Here is a 17728-nt window from a genome sequence, read left to right on the forward strand (position 1 = left end):
CTCCTCATGCCGGGATCCTGGCGCTGACGAGGAAGCCGCCGCTTTCCTCGGTGCTGGTGCGGAGTGTGCCGCCGAGCAGCTCCACGCGTTCGCGTAGTCCTACCAGGCCCCAGCCGGCGCCTGACAGGTCCGTGCCGAGGAGGTTCTCGGGGTGTCCGTGTGGGCGTTGGTTGCGGATCTCCACCTCCAGTTCTCCGTCCGCGAAGCGCAGCAGGACGTCCGTGTGGGCGTCGCCTGCGTGCTTGTGCACGTTGGTGAGTGCTTCCTGGATCACTCGGTACGCGGTGCGCTCCACCGTTTCCTCCACCGGCCGGGGATCTCCCTCGTCGTGTCTGGTCACCGTGATGCCGAGTGCGCGGGACTGGTCGAGTAAGCGGTCGAGGTCGCCGAGGGTGGGCTGTGGTCGGTAGGTGGCGTCGGGGTCGCCCAGGGCGGGACGTGGGCTGAGGTCGGGGTCGTCCAGGGCGGGGTGCGGGCTGAGGTCGGGGGCGGGGGAGTCGGGGCGAGGGGTGCGGAGGACGCCGAGCACGTCGCGGAGGTTTGACAGGGCCTCTCTGCCGATGCCGCCGATCAGGGCGGCGGTCTCGGCGGTCTCCTCGTCGGTGGTGCGCACCTCCAGGGCGCCCGCGTGCAGCACGATGAGCGAGACCCGGTGGGCGACGATGTCGTGCATCTCCCTGGCGATCCTGGCGCGTTCCTGTGCTCTGACCTGCTCGGCCCGCATGATCTGCTCGCGTTCGAGCCGTCGCGCGCGCTCCTCGGCCGTCTCCTTCCTGGCGCGTGTCCACAGGCCCACGGCCAGCGGGAGGCCGATCGTGCCCAGCGCCATGAACAGGGCGTTGCCGAGGCTCGCGGTCATGATCTCCTGCGGGCCGTCGCGGGCCTCACCGACGAGCGCAGAGACGCCCTGGACGGCCAGGCATGCCCCTAGGTAGGCGGCCAGACCGCGGCCCCTGCCGAGCGTACGGCCGGCGAAGTAGGAGGCGACCAGCAGCGGCGGCCACACCACCAGCCAGGCATAGGTGACGGCGCCGAGGGCGGCCAGCGGCCACCAGGAACGCCGCGCGTGCCAGGCGGCCACGCCCGCCGCGCCGGCGATCGCGACCTGCACGGGGAACGGGAGGTCGGACGGCACCCCCATCTGCCCGCTCATCACGAACAGGGACACCGCGAGGACCGCCACGCCGAGCAGTGCGAATCGCATGGTCACAGGGTAGGGGCGGGCTGGGGAAACGCTGTTACGACGAAAGTAGTAAGGGGAGGCGTCTGTCGGGCGAGTGGGCCCGGGTCTGGGGTTCGTGGGCTGGGGTCCGTTGGTCGAAGGATGCCGTTGGTCGAAGGGGGCCGTGGGCTGAAGGGGGCCTGGGCGAGCCTGGGGCGAAGGGTCCCGTAGGTGGAAGGGGCCCGTGAGTTGGAGGGGCCCGTGGGGTGAAGTGGGCGGTGGGTTGAAGGACCCATGGTTGAAGGGGCCCGTGGTTGAAGGTGCCGTGGATGTGGGGTTCGTGGGTCCGGGGACCCGGGGGTCGGGGTCGGTGGGGCTGGAAGCAGGGGGTAGGCGGGTCAGTGATCGTAGGTCTTGAGGGTGATGGCGTTGGCGGCGCGGGCGATGGGGCCGGTGATCCGTTCGATCATCCGGTTCCGGCCGGGCAGGTGCGGGAGCAGGCGCATCATCGTGAGCTGGAACCACAGTGCCGCCCGTGACCCGATCACCATCCCCTTGATGTTGGCCGGGCCCAGTGCCTGGTTGGCCGTCACGAAGGGCCGGAGCTCGCGTTCGTAGCCGTCCGTCCCACCGCCCGTGGCCAGCTCGCCCGCCAGCACGTACGCCCCGACGACGGCCAGGCTCGTCCCCTGCCCGGAGGCGGGTGAGGCGCAGTAGCCGGCGTCGCCGACCAGCACGACGCGGCCTTTGGACCAGCGGTCGAGGTGGATCTGGGCGACGGAGTCGAAGTAGAAGTCGTCGGCGTCGCGGGCCGCGTCGAGGAGGGCGGGCACCTGCCAGCCGACCCCGTCCATGGCCTGGGCGAGCAGGTTCTTCTGCGCGGCGACGTCGCGGTGGTCGTAGGTGAGGGGCGGGGAGGACCACATGAACAGGGCCTTGGCGCGTGTGTCCTGGCGGGTGCTGTAGACGTTGGCGGTCCGGCCGGCGGTGGCGTGGACGGCTTCCTCGCGGTCCAGGCCGAGGGTGTTGGGCACGGTGCAGATCGAGATGTAGTGGCCGAGGTCGCGGGTGAAGGCGGACTCGTCGCCGAAGGTGAGCCGCCGGACGTTGGAGTGCGCGCCGTCGGCTCCGACGATGAGGTCGAACGCGCGTGGGCGGGATCGTTCGAACGTGACGGTGCCGTCCTCGGCGATGCCGGTGATGGAGTCGTCGAAGATGTACTCGACGTCGTCGCGGGTCAGGTCGTACAGCAGCTCGTTGAGGTCGCCGCGCATGATCTCGGCGTCGGGGCCGGTGCGTCCGCCGAACAGGTCGGCGTCGACGGTGGTCAGCGGGCGGCCCGAGGCGTCGTAGTAGGTGGCGACGCGCATGTCGGTGGCTCTGGCGCGGACGGCGTCCAGCAGGCCCATGCGCTCGATGACCTGCAGTGCCGCCCCGCGCAGGTCCACCTTGTAGCCGCCGGTGCGGATGGCGGGGGCGCGCTCGACGACGGTCACGGCGTAGCCGTGCCGGCGCAGCCAGTACGCCGTGGCGGTGCCGGCGATGCTCGCTCCCGAAATGAGGATGTTCGTCATGGATGGGACGGTACATCTGTCTGAGACGCTTGTCTAGGACGATTGTGTTAGCCTCTGGGCATGGGAAACAGGGAAGATCTGCTGGCGGGGGCGAAGCAGTGCCTGATCGAGAAGGGCTACTCGCGCACGACGGCGCGTGACATCGCGAACGCGTCCGGCGTGAGCCTGGCGGGCATCGGCTACCACTTCAAGTCGAAGGAAGCGCTGATGAACGAGGCGCTGTTCGAGGTGATGCAGGAGTGGGGCGAGGAGCTGGAGGCCACGCTGGCGGCCGACGTGCGGGCCGACGCCACGCCGCTGGAGCGGTTCGAGGCGGCGTGGGACCGGGTGGTGGAGTCGTTCGAGAAGCTGCGGCCGCTGTGGGTGACGCAGTTCGAGCTGCTCGGGCAGATCGACCACGTGCCGGAGGTGCGCGAGCAGCTCGTACGGGCGATCGGGGAGGCGCGGCTGGGCCTCGCCGAGCTGTTCGAGGGGGTGGCGCAGGGCACGGATCCCGAGCGCGAGCGCCTCACCGGCACGGTCTACCAGGCCATGCTGACCGGGTTCCTGTCGCAGTGGCTGCTCGACCCGGACAGCGCGCTGTCGGGCCGCGAGGTGGTCGCGGCCCTGCGCATGATCGTGAACGGGAGCGGGAGCGACGACACGAGCATCCCCTGATCACGGCCTGCCCCTGCCGGGAAGATCAATGGCCGCTGGTCACGGCCGGTTACGCACAGAGGTCCCGCGCGACGTACCCGCTGATCAGGGCCGGCCCCGCCCGCGGGTCAAAAGGCGCTGATCGTGGCCGGAGCGCGTTCGGCCCTGCTCAGCGTACGGATGACCGCCGTCGGCCCGTGGCGATGCACGGCGAGCCGGGCCAGCAGCTCCACCACCGGGTCGATCACCGAGGCGGGCAGCTCGGGGGTCTCCACCCCCACGCTGGCGGCCAGGTCGTCGGAGTGGACGACGAGCTCCACGAGCCGGGTGAGCAGGAAGTCGTCGAGCCGCAGCGACCAGCCGGACCACGGCAGGAACACGACCCGGTCGGCGGGCTCGGCGGCCAGGGCGGCGCTCTGCATCTCGTACAGCGCCTGGGCCCGCTCGACGAGCACGGCGGGCCGGCCGCCGCGGCCGCCTCGCCGCCGCGCCGGACGCTGAGGTTGCTCTCGTGGTCGAGGCCCGCCTGCACCCACGGCGAGCGCGAGTAGTGCTCGATGAGCGTGATGGGCTCCCCGGCCTGGCCGTTGGGCGGGAGCACGTCGCCGACCCGTACGAGCTGGTGGGCCAGGTGCCCGGCCAGTCCCGCGACGCTGAACTCCATCAGCGCGCTCGGCTTGTCCCACGACGCCGCCACGGCCGGATCGCGCAGGAGCGACACGGCCGACGCCGCGGCCACCAGATAGGACTGCCTGCTTTCCCCCATTTGCCGCCCTTTCCCGGTTTCAGGTGGTGATTGGTGCCAGCACTACGCTCGTAACAAACCACCGGAGCCTTGCCATTCTTCCTGCGAAAACTCAGGAGGTGCGTGCGCCCGTCCGGCCGTTGATCCCTCTCAGGCGGTGGCGAGCGCCTGCCTGATCGCCGACCTGACGAACGCCCGCGCCAGCCGCCCCCGCCTGAACCGGCTCAGCACCGGCCGCGGCGTCCCGTAGCGGCGGGCGCGCACGTCGGCCACCACCGGCTCCGGCGCCCCCATCCCGGCCAGCACGTCCAGCGCCTCCAGCTTGCTGATCAGCCGCCCCTCCCGCAGCGTGACCGTGGCCCTGGCGACGGTCAGCATGCCGAGGTCCACCCAGACGTCCTGCAGCCAGCGCCGCCGCTCCTGCGCCTTGACGAGCCAGAAGTCGCGCAGGTCCGTACGGACATACCGGATCAGCTCCTCGTCCGAGACGGGCGGCAGCAGGCCGGCGGGCGGCGGCCCGTACAGGACCCTGGCCCCGTCGTGCAGCTCGCGCCGGGTGACGGCGCTGACGGGGCGCCGGTAGATCTGCTGGTGCGCCCACGTGATGTGCTCGGCCCCGAGGTCGTCCAGCTCCTGCCTGGACATGTACGAGCAGTGCAGCAGCTCCGCCAGCGGCAGGCGGATCCTGCGGTGCACGGCCTTGATCCGCCGCCAGTCGCCCATCGTGGCCGGCGAGTCGAGCACCGCGATCAGGTCGAGGTCGCTGCGTCCTTCCTGGTAGTCGCCCGCCGCGAGCGAGCCGTGCGCCCAGAGTGCGACCAGGGGGACGGCGGGCTCGATGCTCTCGAGAAAATGCGTGAGCAGTCGCTCGGTGGCTGCGTGCATGATGGCAACTATGATCGATACAGGGCTGTCAGGAAAGGTCGCGCTGATCACAGGCGCCAATCACGGCATCGGCGCGGCGACCGCGAGCGCACTGGCGGCCGAAGGGGTCGCGGTGCTCCTGACGTACAAACGGCTTGAGCCCTTGAACGAGCCCGCCTATCCGGACACCTACGACCGGGCCCGTGCCGGCACCGCCGACGAGGTGGTGCGCCGCATCCGCGAGGCGGGCGGCACCGCGGAGGCGTTCGAGGCCGACCTGGCCGACGCGGAGGCGCCGAAGCGGCTGTTCGACCTGGCGGAGGAGACGTTCGGGCCGGTGGAGATCCTGGTCAACAACGCCAGCGGCTGGCTCAGCGACACCTTCACGCCCACCGAGCGCGACGGGTTCGGCCGCCCGCTGCGGCTCGTGGACGCCGAGACGCACGACCGGCAGTTCGCGGTGGACGCGCGGGCGGCCGCGCTGCTGATCGCGGAGTTCGCGCGGCGGCACCTGGCGCGCGGGGCGAGCTGGGGCCGCATCATCGGCCTGACCTCCGGCGGGCGCGACGGCTTCCCGACCGAGGTCTCGTACGGCGCGGCGAAGGCCGCCCAGGAGAACTACACCATGTCGGCCGCGCACGAGCTGGGCCGCTACGGCATCACGGCCAACATGGTCTACCCGCCCGTCACCGACACCGGCTGGATCAACGACGAGGTGGCCAGGGCGGTCGCCGAGAGCGCGGTGCTCAAGGAGATCGCGCAGCCGGAGGACGTGGCCGAGGTGATCACGTTCCTGGCCTCGCACCAGGGGCGGCGGGTGACGGGGCAGACCATCAGGATGTACTGAACGGGGCTGCTCAGGATGTGCTGAACAGGGCGCTGACCGACTCGCCGTAGTGGATCCGGCGCATGGCCTCGGCCAGGGCCGACGCGATCGACAGCACGGTGAGCTTGTCGGTGGGCTTGGGCGGCGGGACGGTGTTGGTGCAGACGATCTCCTGCACCTCGGGCAGCGCGCTGAGCCGGTCGAGGGCGTCGGCCGAGAACAGGCCGTGCGTGCACGCCACGCGTACGGACCGCACGTCGCGTTCGCGCAGCCGGTCGAGCAGCTCGATGACCGTGCTGCCCTTGGCGATCTCGTCGTCGAGGATGATGACGTCCTTGCCGGCCACGTCGCCGATCACGGAGCTGATCACGACGCGGTCGTCGCTGAAGCGCTGCTTGGCGCCCATGGCGACGCCGGTGCCGAGCAGGCGGGCGAAGTGCGCGGCCTCCTTGGCGTTGCCGAGGTCGGGCGAGACGACGACCGTGTTGGACAAGTCGTACCGGCGGAAGTGCGCGGCCAGCTCGCGCAGCGCGTGCAGGTGGTCGACGGGGACGCTGAAGAAGCCGTGCACCTGCGGCGAGTGCAGCGTCATCGCCAGCACCCGGCTGGCACCCGCGGCCACCATCAGGTCGGCGACCAGCCGGGCGCCGATCGAGATGCGCGGCGCGTCTTTCTTGTCACTTCGGGCGTAGGCGTAATGAGGCATCACCACGGTGGTCCGGGCGGCGGAGGCGCCGCGGGCGGCGTCGAGCATGAGCAGCAGCTCGACGAGGTGCTCCTGCACGGGAGGCACGAGCGGCTGGATGAGGTACACGTCGCGCTCGCGGCAGTTGGCCTGGAGCTGCACTTCGAGCACGTCATTGGCGAAGCGGTTGATCTGGACGGGGTGCAGAGGGGTGCCCAGGTGGGCGCAGATCTCCTCGGCCAGTTCGGGATGGGCGCTGCCGCTGAAAACCGTGATGTCTCGCACGATTCCCACATGGTAGCCATGGGCACTGACGTTCCACGAGAGCAGCCCTGAGCTCAGCGCCTCCTGGGGTTCTTCACCCGGCGAGTTCGGCTGAGAGCGCGTCGAGGCCGGGCAGGACGCGCCAGGCCAGGGCGAGCGCGTCGGGCGCGGGTGGGTAGCGCGGGTGCGGCACCGCGATCACGCGCATTCCTGCCGCGTACGCCGAGCGGAGCCCGTTGCTGGAGTCCTCGACCGCCACGCATTTCTGGGGGTCGGCCCCGATGCGCCGGGCGGCCTCCAGGTAGCCGTCGGGCGCGGGCTTGCCGCGCGGCACCTCCTCGGTGGAGACGGTGGCCGCGAAGCACTCCGTCAGCTCGGCCGCCTCCAGAACGACGTCGATGAGCCGGCGCGGGGACGAGCTGGCCAGCCCCAGCGTGATCCGTCCGGACAGCCGCCGGACGGTCTCGACGGCCCCGGGCATGAGCGGCACGTCGTCGCGGTAGCGTGCGGCCATCTGCTCGACGACGCCGCGCGCGATCTCGTCGGGGGGCAGCTCGACGCCGAGCTCGTGCAGGTACGCGGCCCATTCGCCGGTGCTCATGCCCATGAGTCTGGACTGCGTGTCGGGCTGCCAGGTGCCTCCGTGGTCGGCGACGAACGCCCGGCGCACCTCCTCCCAGACCGGCTCGCTGTCCACCAGCACCCCATCGAGGTCGAACACGCACGCTTCCATGGCACCCAAGCCAACCACATCCACTTGTCGGAGATTCATCCTATTTAGGGCCTTTATTGAGCTATTTGCCGGGAAAGGAGGGCATGCGGCTGTGCATGGCAGACCTTCCCTTCCACGACAGAGGCGACTTCGAGGACGCGGACCGCGGCTTCATCGCGAAGCTCAGCCCCGCCGTGATCAGAACGGTCGACGGCAGGGTCGTGTGGGACAACGACTCCTACGACTTCCTCCAGGGGGACTGCCCCGGCACCGCCCATCCCAGCCTCTGGAGACAGGGCCAGCTCTGCTCCAAACAGGGCCTGTACGAGGTCACCGACGGCGTCTACCAGGTACGGGGCCTGGACCTGTCCAACATGACGCTGATCGAGGGCGAGCGCGGCGTCGTCGTCATGGACCCGCTCATCTCCACCGAGTGCGCCGCCGCTGCGCTCAAGCTGTACCGCGCCCACCGCGGCGAGCGCCCCGTCACCGGCGTCATCTACACGCACGCCCACGCCGACCACTTCGGCGGCGTCCGCGGCGTCACCGGCGGCGGCGTGCCCATCCTCGCGCCCGCCGGCTTCATGCGGCACGCCGTGGCCGAGAACTTCTACGCCGGCCCCGCCATGGCCCGCCGCGCCGTCTACATGTACGGCCGCGCCCTGCCCCGCTCCCCGCGGGGCCAGGTCGGCGCCGGGCTGGGCATGACCGCCTCGACGGGCACCATGTCGCTCATCCCGCCCACGGACGAGATCGCCCGCACCGGCCAGGAGGAGACGGTCGACGGCGTCAGGATGATCTTCCAGCTCACCCCGGGCGCCGAGGCCCCCGCCGAGATGAACGTCCTGCTGCCCGACCGGCGCGCCCTCTGCCTGGCCGAGAACGCCACCCACAACCAGCACAGCCTCCTGCCGCTGCGCGGCGCCGCCGTGCGGGATGTGCGCGCCTGGGCCAGGTACCTGACCGAGGCCATCGCCCTGTTCGCCGGCCGCGCCGACGTCGCCTTCGCCTCGCACCACTGGCCCACGTGGGGCGCCGAGCGCGTGGAGCGCTTCCTCAGCCGGCAACGGGACATGTACGCCTACCTGCACGACCAGACCCTGCGCCTGCTCAACAAGGGCCTGACGGCACCCGAGATCGCCGAGGTCGTCCAGCTTCCGCCCGACCTGGAGCGGGCCTGGCACACGCAGGGCTACTCCGGCTCGCTGGTGCACAACGTCAAGGCCGTCTACCAGCGGTACCTGGGCTGGTTCGACGGCAACCCGGCGCACCTGTGGGAGCACCCGCCCCGGGAGAGCGCGATGCGGTACGTCGAGTGCCTGGGCGGCGGGGCGGCCGTGGTCGCGTTCGCCCGGCGCTACATCGACGAGAACGACCTGCGCTTCGCCGCCCAGCTCCTCAACCACGCGGTCTTCGCCGACGAGGGCAACAAGGAGGCCCGCGACCTGCTGGCCGAGGTCTACACCCGGCTCGGCCACGGCGCCGAGAACGCCACCTGGCGCAACTGCTACCTGTCGGGCGCGCTGGAGCTGGCCGACGGCACCGTGCCCGCCACCCTGGACACCGCCTCGCCCGACTTCTTCGCCGCCCTGACCGTGGAGCAGATCTTCGACTCGATCGCCATCCGCGTGGACGGGCCCCGGGCCTGGCACGAGCGCCTGTCCATCGACTGGCACCTGACGGACCTGGGCGAGCGGTACCGTACGACGCTGTCGAACGGGGTGTTCATCCAGCAGCCCGCCCCGCGCGACGGCGCCGCCGACCTGACGTTGCGGCTGACGAAGGCGCAGCTCGTGGGCCTGCTGACGGGCAAGGGGGTGGAAGGGGTGCGGCGCGAGGGCGACACGACGGTGCTGCAACGGCTGGTGGCCGTGCTCGACCGCCCGGTGCCGGACTTCGCGATCGTCACCGCCTGACCGGCTCAACTCTGTCCGGCCGCCCGCAGCGCCTTGCAGGCCAGCGCCAGCAGCGTCACCACGACCGCCGCGACGCCCGGCCCGACCAGCAGCGCCGTCGTCAGCTCGCCCGCGTGCCAGGCCGCCGTCACGATCGCCGCCGACGTCAGCACCGCCACGCCGAACATGGCCCCCCACAGCGGCAGCACGTGCAGGTACGCGAACAGCAGCGGGAACGCCACCCACACGAACGGCGGCGCCGCCACGGCCAGCACGGCCCACCAGCCGGTCACCAGCCCCAGCCAGACCTGCCCGGCCACGGCCCGGCCCTGGAGCGCGGGGCCGGCGGCGTACAGGAGGCCGAGCAGCACCCCACCGGCGGCCGGCCAGCCGCGACCCTCGCGCAGCGCGCCGAGCACGGCGATCAGGAGCAGCCCGGCGGCCGTGACGTGCACGGACGATCTCAGCAGACGTAGCGGAAAGTCAGTCATCAATCACCAACAGTAACAACACGGCGAGGCCGGGCGACAGCGGTGATCACGAAGTACAGCAGCCCGGCCAGCACGAGCGCGATCGCCACGCCGATGTTCGCCGTCCCGAACGTGCCGCTCTTCAGCTCGTCGCTCATCAGGAACCCGACGAGACCGGCGATGTTCGGATCGGCCGAGGTGATCAGCCCGAGGCCGGCGGCCGACGCCACGACCAGCGACACCAGGCCCTGCCAGTTGAGCGCGGGCGCGCCCGCCCGCAGCAGCCGCTCGTCGTACTCGCGCCCGCCGGCCCGCAGCCGCCACATGTCCACCAGGAAGATCGCGACCCAGGCCGCCATCACGACGCCGACGATCGCCAGGAACGCCTGGAACGTGGCCAGGAAGCTCGTGGAGACGAACAGCAGGTAGTAGCCGCCGAGCACCATGAGCAGCCCGTCGACCAGCACCGCGTAGTGCCGCCTGATCGGCACGCCGAGCGCCAGCATCGACAGCCCGGACGAGTAGATGTCCATGATCGCGCCGGCCAGGAAGCCGCCGACGGCGGTCAGCAGGTACGGCACCAGGAACCAGGTCGGCAACGCCCCCGCCAGCGCCGCCACCGGGTTGGCCCCCGCCTGCCCGGCCAGCGTGGGATCGCCGCCGGCCAGCAGCACCCCGAACACGAGCAGCACCAGCGGCGGCAGCGCGCCCCCGAGCGTCGTCCACAGGGCCACCGAGCGCGCCCGTGAGCGGGTGGGCAGGTAGCGGGAGTAGTCGGCGCCGCAGTTCACCCAGCCCAGGCCCAGCAACGTCATGGCGAAGATGACCCCGCCCACCCAGCCGCCCGCGCCCGACGTCGTCTCCAGGGAGCCCGTGCCGAGCCTGGGCACCATGAGCACCATGTAGACGACCGTCAGCACGATGAACGCGTAGGTCAGGTAACGCTGCACCACCATGATCATTTGGTGGCCGTACACGCCGACCGCGATCACCACGGCCGCCGCGACGGCGAAGCACACCGCCGTGATCGGCGTGGACGCGCCTCTCCACGCGGGAACGAGCCGCTGGATGATCTCCGCGCCGCTCTGCGCCGCGAGCGTGACGAGCACGATCTCCCAGCCGACATTCGAGACGTACGAGAACAGCGTCGGCAGCTTGTTGCCCTGGTAGCCGAACGGCGCCCGGCCCAGCGTCATCGTCGGCACCCCCGACCTGGTGCCCGCGATCGCGACCAGGCCGACCAGCAGGAACGACAGCGCGTACCCGACGGCCCCGGTGACGATCGCGGGCACCACGCCCAGCCCGAGCCCGACCACGTACACGCCGAAGGCCACCCCGAACAGCGACAGGTTCGAGCCCGCCCAGGGCCAGAACAGGTCTCTCGGCCTGCCGTGCCGCTCCCGCTCGGGGACGGCGTTGATGCCGTTCTGCTCGACCGCCATCGTGTCCATGATCGGACGTTACCCATCCTTGCCCGGGAAACGAACCCGTCCCCGGCCGGAAGCAAAGAAACGCCTCATAGGCGATATTTCATGGCTTCACGGGAAGTGTGTGCGAGGTGATGGGGGAGACCAGGACCGACCCGCGGCGGCGCGCGCTGGCCGTCTGCCTGGTCTCCGCGTTCATGACCGGCCTGGACGTCAGCATCGTCAACGTCGCCCTGCCGTCCATCCGCGAAGGGCTCCAGGCCACCGAGGACGGCCTCCAGTGGACCCTGTCCGGATACGCGCTCACGTTCGGCCTGCTCCTGGTGCCCGCCGGGCGGCTCGGCGACGCCCGGAGCCGCCGGACGATCTTCCTGGGGGCCGTCGCCCTGTTCACGCTCTCCAGCGCCTTCTGCGGCTTCGCCTGGAGCATGAACGTGCTCATCGTGGCCCGCCTCGTGCAGGGCATGGCGGCCGGCATGCTGAACCCGCAGGTCTCGGGCCTGATCCAGCAGATGTTCCACGGGTACGAGCGGGGCCGCGCCTTCGGCGCGCTCGGCGCCACCATCGGCGTCTCCACCGCCGCCGGGCCGCTCATCGGCGGGGCGCTGGTCACCGTGTTCGGGGCCGACGCGGGCTGGCGGTGGGTGTTCCTGGTGAACCTGCCGATCGGGCTCCTGCTGCTCCCGCTCGCCTGGCGGCTGCTGCCGCGCCCGCAGCTCGTGCACACGCGGCCCGAGAGCATGGACCCCGTGGGCGTGCTGCTGCTCGGGGTCGGCGTGGCCGGGCTGCTGCTGCCGTTCATCCAGCGGCACCAGTGGGAAGGGGCCGCCAAGTGGCTGCTCGTGCCGGCCGCGCTGGCCGTGCTGGCCGGGTTCGTCACCTGGGAGCGGCTCTACCGGCGCGAGCCGCTGGTGAACCTGGAGCTGTTCCGCAAACGCTCCTACAGCCTCGGCTCGGCCATCGCGCTGTTCTACTTCGCCGGCTTCACCGGCATCTTCTTCATCTTCACCCTCTACCTGCAGAGCGGCCACGGCTACAGCGCGCTGCTCGCGGGCCTCGCGATCACGCCGTTCGCGCTCGGCTCGGCGTCGGCCGCCATGCTCGGCGGGCACCTCGTGTCACGCATGGGGCGGCGGCTGGTCGCCATCGGGCTCACCCTGGTCATCGCCGGGCTCCTCGCCACCATGGGCGCCACCGCGCTCGTGCCCGGCGCCGGGGCCGGGCACGAGCGCGCTGCCGCTGCTCGTCGCGGGCCTCGGCAGCGGCCTGGTCATCTCGCCCAACCAGGCCATCACGATGTCGGAGGTGCCGCCCTCCGGAGGCGGGAGCGCCGCCGGGGTGCTGCAGACCGGGCAGCGCCTCGGCTCGGCCATCGGGATCGCGGCGGCCGGGTCGACGTTCTTCGGGTCGCTGGGCGCGGGGTGGCCGACCGCCTTCCGGCACGGGCTGGTCGTGGTGGTGTCGTCGGTCTCCATCGCCCTGCTGGCCGCCCTGTACGACCTCGTCCGCACCCGCCACGACCCGGCCCCGTCCCCGGCCAGGTCACCCGCCGACGAGACCGCACCATGACGCCACGGCGCGCACCGGACGAGGCCGCGCGACGACACTACGGCGCACGCCGGATGAGGCCGTGCGACGACACTACGGCGCACGCCGGATGAGACCGCGCCACGACACTACGGCGCGCACCGGACGAGGCCGCGCCACGACACTACGGCGCGCACCGGATGAGGCCGTGCGACGACGCCACGGCGCGCACCGGACGAGGCCGCGCCACGACACTACGGCGCGCACCGGACGAGGCCGCGCCATGACGCCACGGCGCGCGCCGGACGAGGCCGCGCCACGACACTACGGCGCGCGCCGGACGAGGCCGCGCCGCGACGCCAGGATGCGCGCGGACGAAGCCGCGCCATGAGGCTCCCGCGATCGCGGGTGTCATGAGGCCAGGAGGCGTGCCTCCACGTCCGGGTCGAGGCCCTTGAGGGGCCGGTCCGCCCGCAGGGGCGCCTGACCGCCGAGGCCGCGCAGCCAGGCCCACGTGTCGGCCACCGTCTCCGTCACCGGCCGCACGCGCAGCCCCGCCGCCACCGCCTTGCTCACGTCACCCCCGTGCAGGAAGTCGTAGTCGGCGCCGACCAGCCAGAACGGCAGCCCCACCCACGGCTCCACCCCGGCCGCCAGCAGCCGCTCCTCCTCGATCCAGCGCAGCTCGGCCCCGGACCCGGTCACCTTCACGCACGTCTCCAGCAGCTCTCCCATCGTCGTGAACCCGGGCGGCGACACCACGTTGAACGCCCCGCCGACGCCCCGCGCCCCCGCCTCCAGGCACCACACGGCGAGATCGCGGGCGTCGATGTACTGCAGGCCCCGATCCGCCGGCGCGGGCGCGACCACGGCCCCGCCCCGGGCGATCCGGCCGAGCCACCACGGCAGCCGCCCGACGTTCTCGTGCGGCCCGATGATCAGCCCCGCCCTGGCCAGCAGCGCCCGGTCGCCGAACGCGGCCACCGCCCCCAGCTCGCCGCCCGCCTTGTTACGCGCGTAGGGGCCGTCGCCGTCGTCGGCCGAGGCCGCCACCACGGGCGCGCTCTCGTCGGCCCCGAACGGCACCGGCTCGGCGTGCACGGACCGGCTGGAGACGTACACGTAGGAGCCGGCCCGCCCAGCCAGCAGCGCGGCGGAGTCCCTGACCGCGGAGGGCGCCCACGACCAGGTGTCGACCACGACGTCCCACTCGCCGCGCTCCAGCGCGGCGAGCCCGCCGGGCGCGGTGCGGTCGCCGCGTAACACCGTCACCCCGGCCGGCGGCTCCTGGCTGCCCCGGTTGAACGCCGTGACCTCCCACCCCATCGCCAGCGCCTCGCCGACGACCACCCGGCCGACGAACCCCGTGCCACCCAGCACCAGAACCTTCATGGCCCCCACCCTGCCCGCCGGGCCGGCCGCCCGTAAGTCATGCACGCCGTCAGCGGAATCGCCGGGAGCGAAACATGTACGGACAGTATCCGTCGATCATGTTGCGTCTGCCACGGGCGGGTAAAGGTTACTCACAGTGATGACAGGAAGGCGGGGACGGGATTGACAACACGGTTGCTGCCAAGAGCCCGGCGGTCGCTTCCGCGCGGCCGGGGCCTGCTGCCACGTGCTCGTGGGTTGCTGCCGCGTTCGATCCGGGCGCGGCTGACCACGGCCGCGACCCTGGTGGCCGCGGCCGTGTTCGTCGGCGCGTCGGTCCTCACGCTCGCCACCGTGCGCGGGGCCGGCGCTTCCGCCGACGTGGACGCGGCGCTCAGGTGGATCCATCTGATGGTGTTCCTGGGCACGCCGCTCGTCCTGGTGATCGTCGCGCTGCTCACCTGGGCCGCGGTGAGCCACGCGCTGCGTCCCGTCGAGCGCGTACGCGCGGAGCTGGCCGAGATCACGGGCAGGGACCTCAGCCGGCGCGTCCCCGTCCCTCCCACAGGTGACGAGATCGCCGACCTGGCCGCGACCACCAACCACACGCTCGACCGCCTGGAGCGCTCGGCCGAGACGCAGCGCCGCTTCGTCGCCGACGCCTCGCACGAGCTGCGCAGCCCCATCTCCGCCCTGCGCGCCCAGCTCGAGATGGCCGCCAGCTATCCCGACGAGACGGACTGGCCGGCCACGGGCACGCGGGCGCTGGCCGCCGCCGACCGGCTGACCGGCATCATCGACGAGCTGCTGATGCTGGCCAAGCTCGACGCGGGCGCGCTCACGCAGCGCCGCGTGGTGGACCTGCGCGCGGTGGCGGAGGAGCAGCTGCGCCACCGCGCGGGCGGCCCCGTGCCGATCCTTCTGCGCGCCCGCGCGGCGGCCCCGGTGCTCGGCTCGCCGGTGCAGCTCGACCGCCTCCTGACGAACCTGCTCGACAACGCCACCCGCCACGCCCTGTCCAGGATCGAGGTCGAGGTGACCGTACGGGAGGAGCAGGTGGTCGTGACCGTCACCGACGACGGCGACGGGATCGCGCCGGAGGACAGGGAGCGGGTCTTCGAGCGGTTCACCCGCCTGGAGAGCGCCAGGGCGAAGGACAAGAGCGGCAGCGGCCTCGGGCTGCCGCTGTCGCGGGAGATCGCCACGGCCCACGGCGGCACCCTGACGGTCGCCGACCACGCGCCCGGCGCCCGCTTCGTCGCCGTCCTGCCGTTGCACCGTGGCTGAGCGCGGCAGGGGCCTACACTCGGCGGCATGGACCTGCGCGGGCTCTCCGAGGAGATCGAGTCCATCTCGCGGCGGTACGCCGATCACCTGGGCATCGAGCGCGACGACACCTGGTTCCTGCTCAAGCTGCAGGAGGAGGTCGGCGAGCTGACCCAGGCGTTCCTCATGCTCACCGGCAGGGCCAGGACGAAGGGCCGCACCGGGGAGGAGCTCGACGCCGACTTCAGGGCGGAGCTGGCCGACGTGGTGTGCCACGTGCTGCTCATGGCCCGCCACCACGGGGTGGACCTGGAGGCCGAGATCGCGCGCAAGTGGCTGGCCTGGAAACGGTAGGGCCCCGGCGGACACCGGGGCCCCACGCTGGTCAGAGGATCACTTGACGAAGGTGATCCGGTCGGCGGGAGACGGGCTGATGGGCGAGTGGGCGCCCAGGTAGGCCGTGAACGCGTCCAGGTCGATCGGGCCGCTCCACGTGTCGGTGCTCTGCGTGAACACCGAGAAACCGTCGCCGCCGCCCATCAGGAAGTTGTTGGCGGCGATCTTGATGGACTGCGTGTCCGTGACCGGCGTGCCGTTCAGCTTGATGTCGGACACCCGCGAGCCGACCGGCTTGGTCGTGTCGAAGGTGTAGGTGAGCGAGGACGACACTTGCAGGATGCGGTGCGTGATCGCGCCCGTCGTCGGGTTGGGCGTCCAGACCTGCTGCTCCAGCAGGGCCTTGAGCTGCGCGCCCGTGTAGGTCCGGACCTGCACGATGTTGCTGAACGGCTGGACCTCGAACGCCTCGCCGTAGGTGACGACGCCGTCGCCCTCGGAGCCCTTCTGCGCGTACGTCAGCGACGTCCTGATGCCGCCCGGGTTCATCAGCGCGATCTCGGCGCCGCCCGCCTTGGCGGATTCGAGCTGCGAGTCGGCGATGAGGTCGCCGAGCGCCGTCTCCGGCTTCGTCGTCGCGGCCGAGCTGTTGTTGACCAGGTTCGTGATGTCGGCCGTGATCGTGCCGATCTTGCGGTCGGCGACGGCGGCGCTGCGCGTCTTCCACGCCTGGACCTGCGCCTCGACCTGCGGGTCAGGGGTGACCGTACGCGTGACGACCTTGTTGTCGGCCTTGACCGAGGACCGGATCACGTCCTTGGTGCGCTTGTCGATCTGCAGGTCGATCTGGGTGAGCACGCGGCCGAACGACGACCCCTGCGTGTAGTAGCGGTCCTGGCCCGCCGGGTCGCTGGTCTTGCAGATGTACGCCTGGTGCGAGTGGCCGCTGATGACCAGGTCGATCTGCGGGTTCAGCTCCCTGGCGATGCGCGAGCCGGCGTTCGTGGTGTTCACCGAGCAGGCGTCCGGGCTCTGGTTCGGCGTGATCGAGTCGCCCTCGTGCACCAGGACGACCTGCGCCTTGACGCCCTTGCGCGCCAGGTAGGCCGACGCCCGGTTCGCCGCGGCCACCTCCTCGGTGAACTGCAGGCCCTTGATGCCCTCCGCGGTGACGATGGTCGGGGTGGTGGCCGTGACCAGGCCGATGAAGCCCACCTTCACGCCGTTGATCGTCTTGACGTAGTAGGGCGGCAGCGCGTACGTGCCGGTGTCCTGCTTCAGGACGTTCGCGGCGAGGAAGTCGAAGTCGGTGCCCTTCCACTCGCCCGCGGGCGAGCAGCCGTCCACGGGGTGGCAGCCGCCGTTCATCAGGCGCTGCAGCTCGGCGTAGCCCTCGTCGAACTCGTGGTTGCCCGCCGAGGTGGTGTCCAGGCCGAGCGAGCCGAGCACCTCCAGCGTGGGCTCGTCGTGGTAGGCGGCGGAGATCAGCGGGGACGCGCCGATCAGGTCGCCCGCCGCCACGAGCAGCGTGTTCCTGTCACGGGCCTGCTTGATGTGCGTCGCCAGGTACGACACGCCGCCGGCGATCGAGTACTTGCCGCCGGCGATGCCGGTCAGGGTGCCGTCCGTGTCGACCAGGGGCCCGTCGGGGTCGAGGATGCGGCTGGAGGAGCCGGACGGGGGCTCCAGGTTGCCGTGCAGGTCGTTGATGCTGAGCAGGCGGACCGGGACGGTCTGCTTGCCGTGGCCGCCATGGCCGCCGTGGCCGCCGGTCGAGGCGACCGCGGGGGCGACGGCCAGGGCGATCCCGGCCGCGGCCGCGGCTCCGGCCGAGAGCAGCCGGAGGAGGGTGCGTGACGTCATGACAGGAACGTTACGGCGTGACGCTATGCAACAAATGTCTGAAAGGTAACGATTGACGGGACTACCTGCTGGCACTGTTCGCCATGGGGACGCCTAGAGTTCGTC

16 protein-coding genes are annotated in these 17728 nt (G+C 71.6%); 6 read left to right on the top strand and 10 right to left on the bottom strand.

Annotation, left to right across the window (positions count from 1 at the left end):
- Positions 1-4 precede the first annotated feature (4 nt).
- Together KIS93_RS36065 and KIS93_RS36070 are read right to left on the bottom strand one after the other, a co-directional pair.
- Complete coding sequence (locus KIS93_RS36065) at positions 5-1204, bottom strand: sensor histidine kinase (protein ID WP_080043464.1); 1200 nt, start codon at positions 1202-1204, stop codon at positions 5-7.
- 356 nt (positions 1205-1560) lie between these two features.
- Complete coding sequence (locus KIS93_RS36070) at positions 1561-2736, bottom strand: FAD-dependent monooxygenase (protein ID WP_080043463.1); 1176 nt, start codon at positions 2734-2736, stop codon at positions 1561-1563.
- Between the two features lie 60 nt (positions 2737-2796).
- Between KIS93_RS36070 and KIS93_RS36075 the strand changes: the two genes are divergently transcribed.
- Positions 2797-3393 carry a TetR/AcrR family transcriptional regulator gene (locus KIS93_RS36075; RefSeq protein ID WP_080043462.1) on the top strand — a complete coding sequence of 199 codons (597 nt, stop codon included), beginning with the start codon at positions 2797-2799 and terminating at the stop codon, positions 3391-3393.
- Positions 3394-3500: 107 nt separating this feature from the next.
- On the opposite strand, the gene KIS93_RS63680 is transcribed toward KIS93_RS36075, so the two are convergent.
- Both KIS93_RS63680 and KIS93_RS36085 read right to left on the bottom strand, forming a co-directional pair.
- Complete coding sequence (locus KIS93_RS63680; protein WP_222107700.1) at positions 3501-3827, bottom strand: hypothetical protein; 327 nt, start codon at positions 3825-3827, stop codon at positions 3501-3503.
- Between the two features lie 440 nt (positions 3828-4267).
- Positions 4268-5002 (bottom strand): nucleotidyltransferase domain-containing protein, encoded by a 735-nt coding sequence (locus KIS93_RS36085; protein WP_080043460.1) that lies wholly within the window; start codon positions 5000-5002, stop codon positions 4268-4270.
- A 10-nt stretch (positions 5003-5012) separates the two neighbouring features.
- Between KIS93_RS36085 and KIS93_RS36090 the strand changes: the two genes are divergently transcribed.
- The gene (locus KIS93_RS36090) at positions 5013-5828 is read left to right on the top strand and encodes an SDR family NAD(P)-dependent oxidoreductase (protein WP_080043459.1); all 816 of its coding nucleotides are present in this window, start codon (positions 5013-5015) and stop codon (positions 5826-5828) included.
- Positions 5829-5838: 10 nt separating this feature from the next.
- On the opposite strand, the gene KIS93_RS36095 is transcribed toward KIS93_RS36090, so the two are convergent.
- Complete coding sequence (locus KIS93_RS36095; RefSeq protein ID WP_080047313.1) at positions 5839-6777, bottom strand: ribose-phosphate diphosphokinase; 939 nt, start codon at positions 6775-6777, stop codon at positions 5839-5841.
- Between the two features lie 73 nt (positions 6778-6850).
- Complete coding sequence (locus tag KIS93_RS36100; protein ID WP_222107701.1) at positions 6851-7477, bottom strand: HAD family hydrolase; 627 nt, start codon at positions 7475-7477, stop codon at positions 6851-6853.
- Positions 7478-7584: 107 nt separating this feature from the next.
- Between KIS93_RS36100 and KIS93_RS36105 the strand changes: the two genes are divergently transcribed.
- Entirely contained in the window at positions 7585-9384 is a 1800-nt protein-coding gene (locus tag KIS93_RS36105) for an alkyl/aryl-sulfatase (protein WP_080047312.1), read from the top strand.
- A gap of 5 nt (positions 9385-9389) precedes the next feature.
- On the opposite strand, the gene KIS93_RS36110 is transcribed toward KIS93_RS36105, so the two are convergent.
- Positions 9390-9854 (bottom strand): hypothetical protein, encoded by a 465-nt coding sequence (locus tag KIS93_RS36110; protein WP_155128658.1) that lies wholly within the window; start codon positions 9852-9854, stop codon positions 9390-9392.
- Positions 9854-11284: a purine-cytosine permease family protein gene (locus KIS93_RS36115; protein WP_080043456.1), complete on the bottom strand. Its 1431-nt coding sequence runs from the start codon at positions 11282-11284 to the stop codon at positions 9854-9856. The genes KIS93_RS36110 and KIS93_RS36115 overlap by 1 nt, the downstream gene beginning before the upstream one ends.
- A 110-nt stretch (positions 11285-11394) precedes the next feature.
- Between KIS93_RS36115 and KIS93_RS36120 the strand changes: the two genes are divergently transcribed.
- A complete protein-coding gene (locus KIS93_RS36120) occupies positions 11395-12921 on the top strand; it encodes an MFS transporter (protein ID WP_230465636.1) in 1527 nt (508 codons plus the stop codon).
- Between the two features lie 277 nt (positions 12922-13198).
- Here the strand turns inward: KIS93_RS36120 and KIS93_RS36125 are convergent, their stop codons facing one another.
- On the bottom strand, positions 13199-14179 hold the full coding sequence (locus KIS93_RS36125; protein ID WP_080043455.1) for an NAD-dependent epimerase/dehydratase family protein: 981 nt from the start codon (positions 14177-14179) through the stop codon (positions 13199-13201).
- Between the two features lie 237 nt (positions 14180-14416).
- On the opposite strand from KIS93_RS36125, the gene KIS93_RS36130 reads away from it, so the two are divergent.
- Both KIS93_RS36130 and KIS93_RS36135 read left to right on the top strand, forming a co-directional pair.
- The gene (locus tag KIS93_RS36130) at positions 14417-15445 is read left to right on the top strand and encodes a sensor histidine kinase (protein WP_186404600.1); all 1029 of its coding nucleotides are present in this window, start codon (positions 14417-14419) and stop codon (positions 15443-15445) included.
- A 27-nt stretch (positions 15446-15472) separates the two neighbouring features.
- Positions 15473-15778, top strand: coding sequence for a nucleoside triphosphate pyrophosphohydrolase family protein (locus KIS93_RS36135; RefSeq protein WP_080043453.1), 306 nt, complete (start codon positions 15473-15475; stop codon positions 15776-15778).
- A 39-nt stretch (positions 15779-15817) separates the two neighbouring features.
- On the opposite strand, the gene KIS93_RS36140 is transcribed toward KIS93_RS36135, so the two are convergent.
- Entirely contained in the window at positions 15818-17623 is a 1806-nt protein-coding gene (locus tag KIS93_RS36140; protein ID WP_080043452.1) for a bifunctional metallophosphatase/5'-nucleotidase, read from the bottom strand.
- Positions 17624-17728 lie beyond the last annotated feature (105 nt).

This window comes from [Actinomadura] parvosata subsp. kistnae (assembly GCF_900323885.1).
Taxonomy (GTDB): domain Bacteria; phylum Actinomycetota; class Actinomycetes; order Streptosporangiales; family Streptosporangiaceae; genus Nonomuraea; species Nonomuraea composti.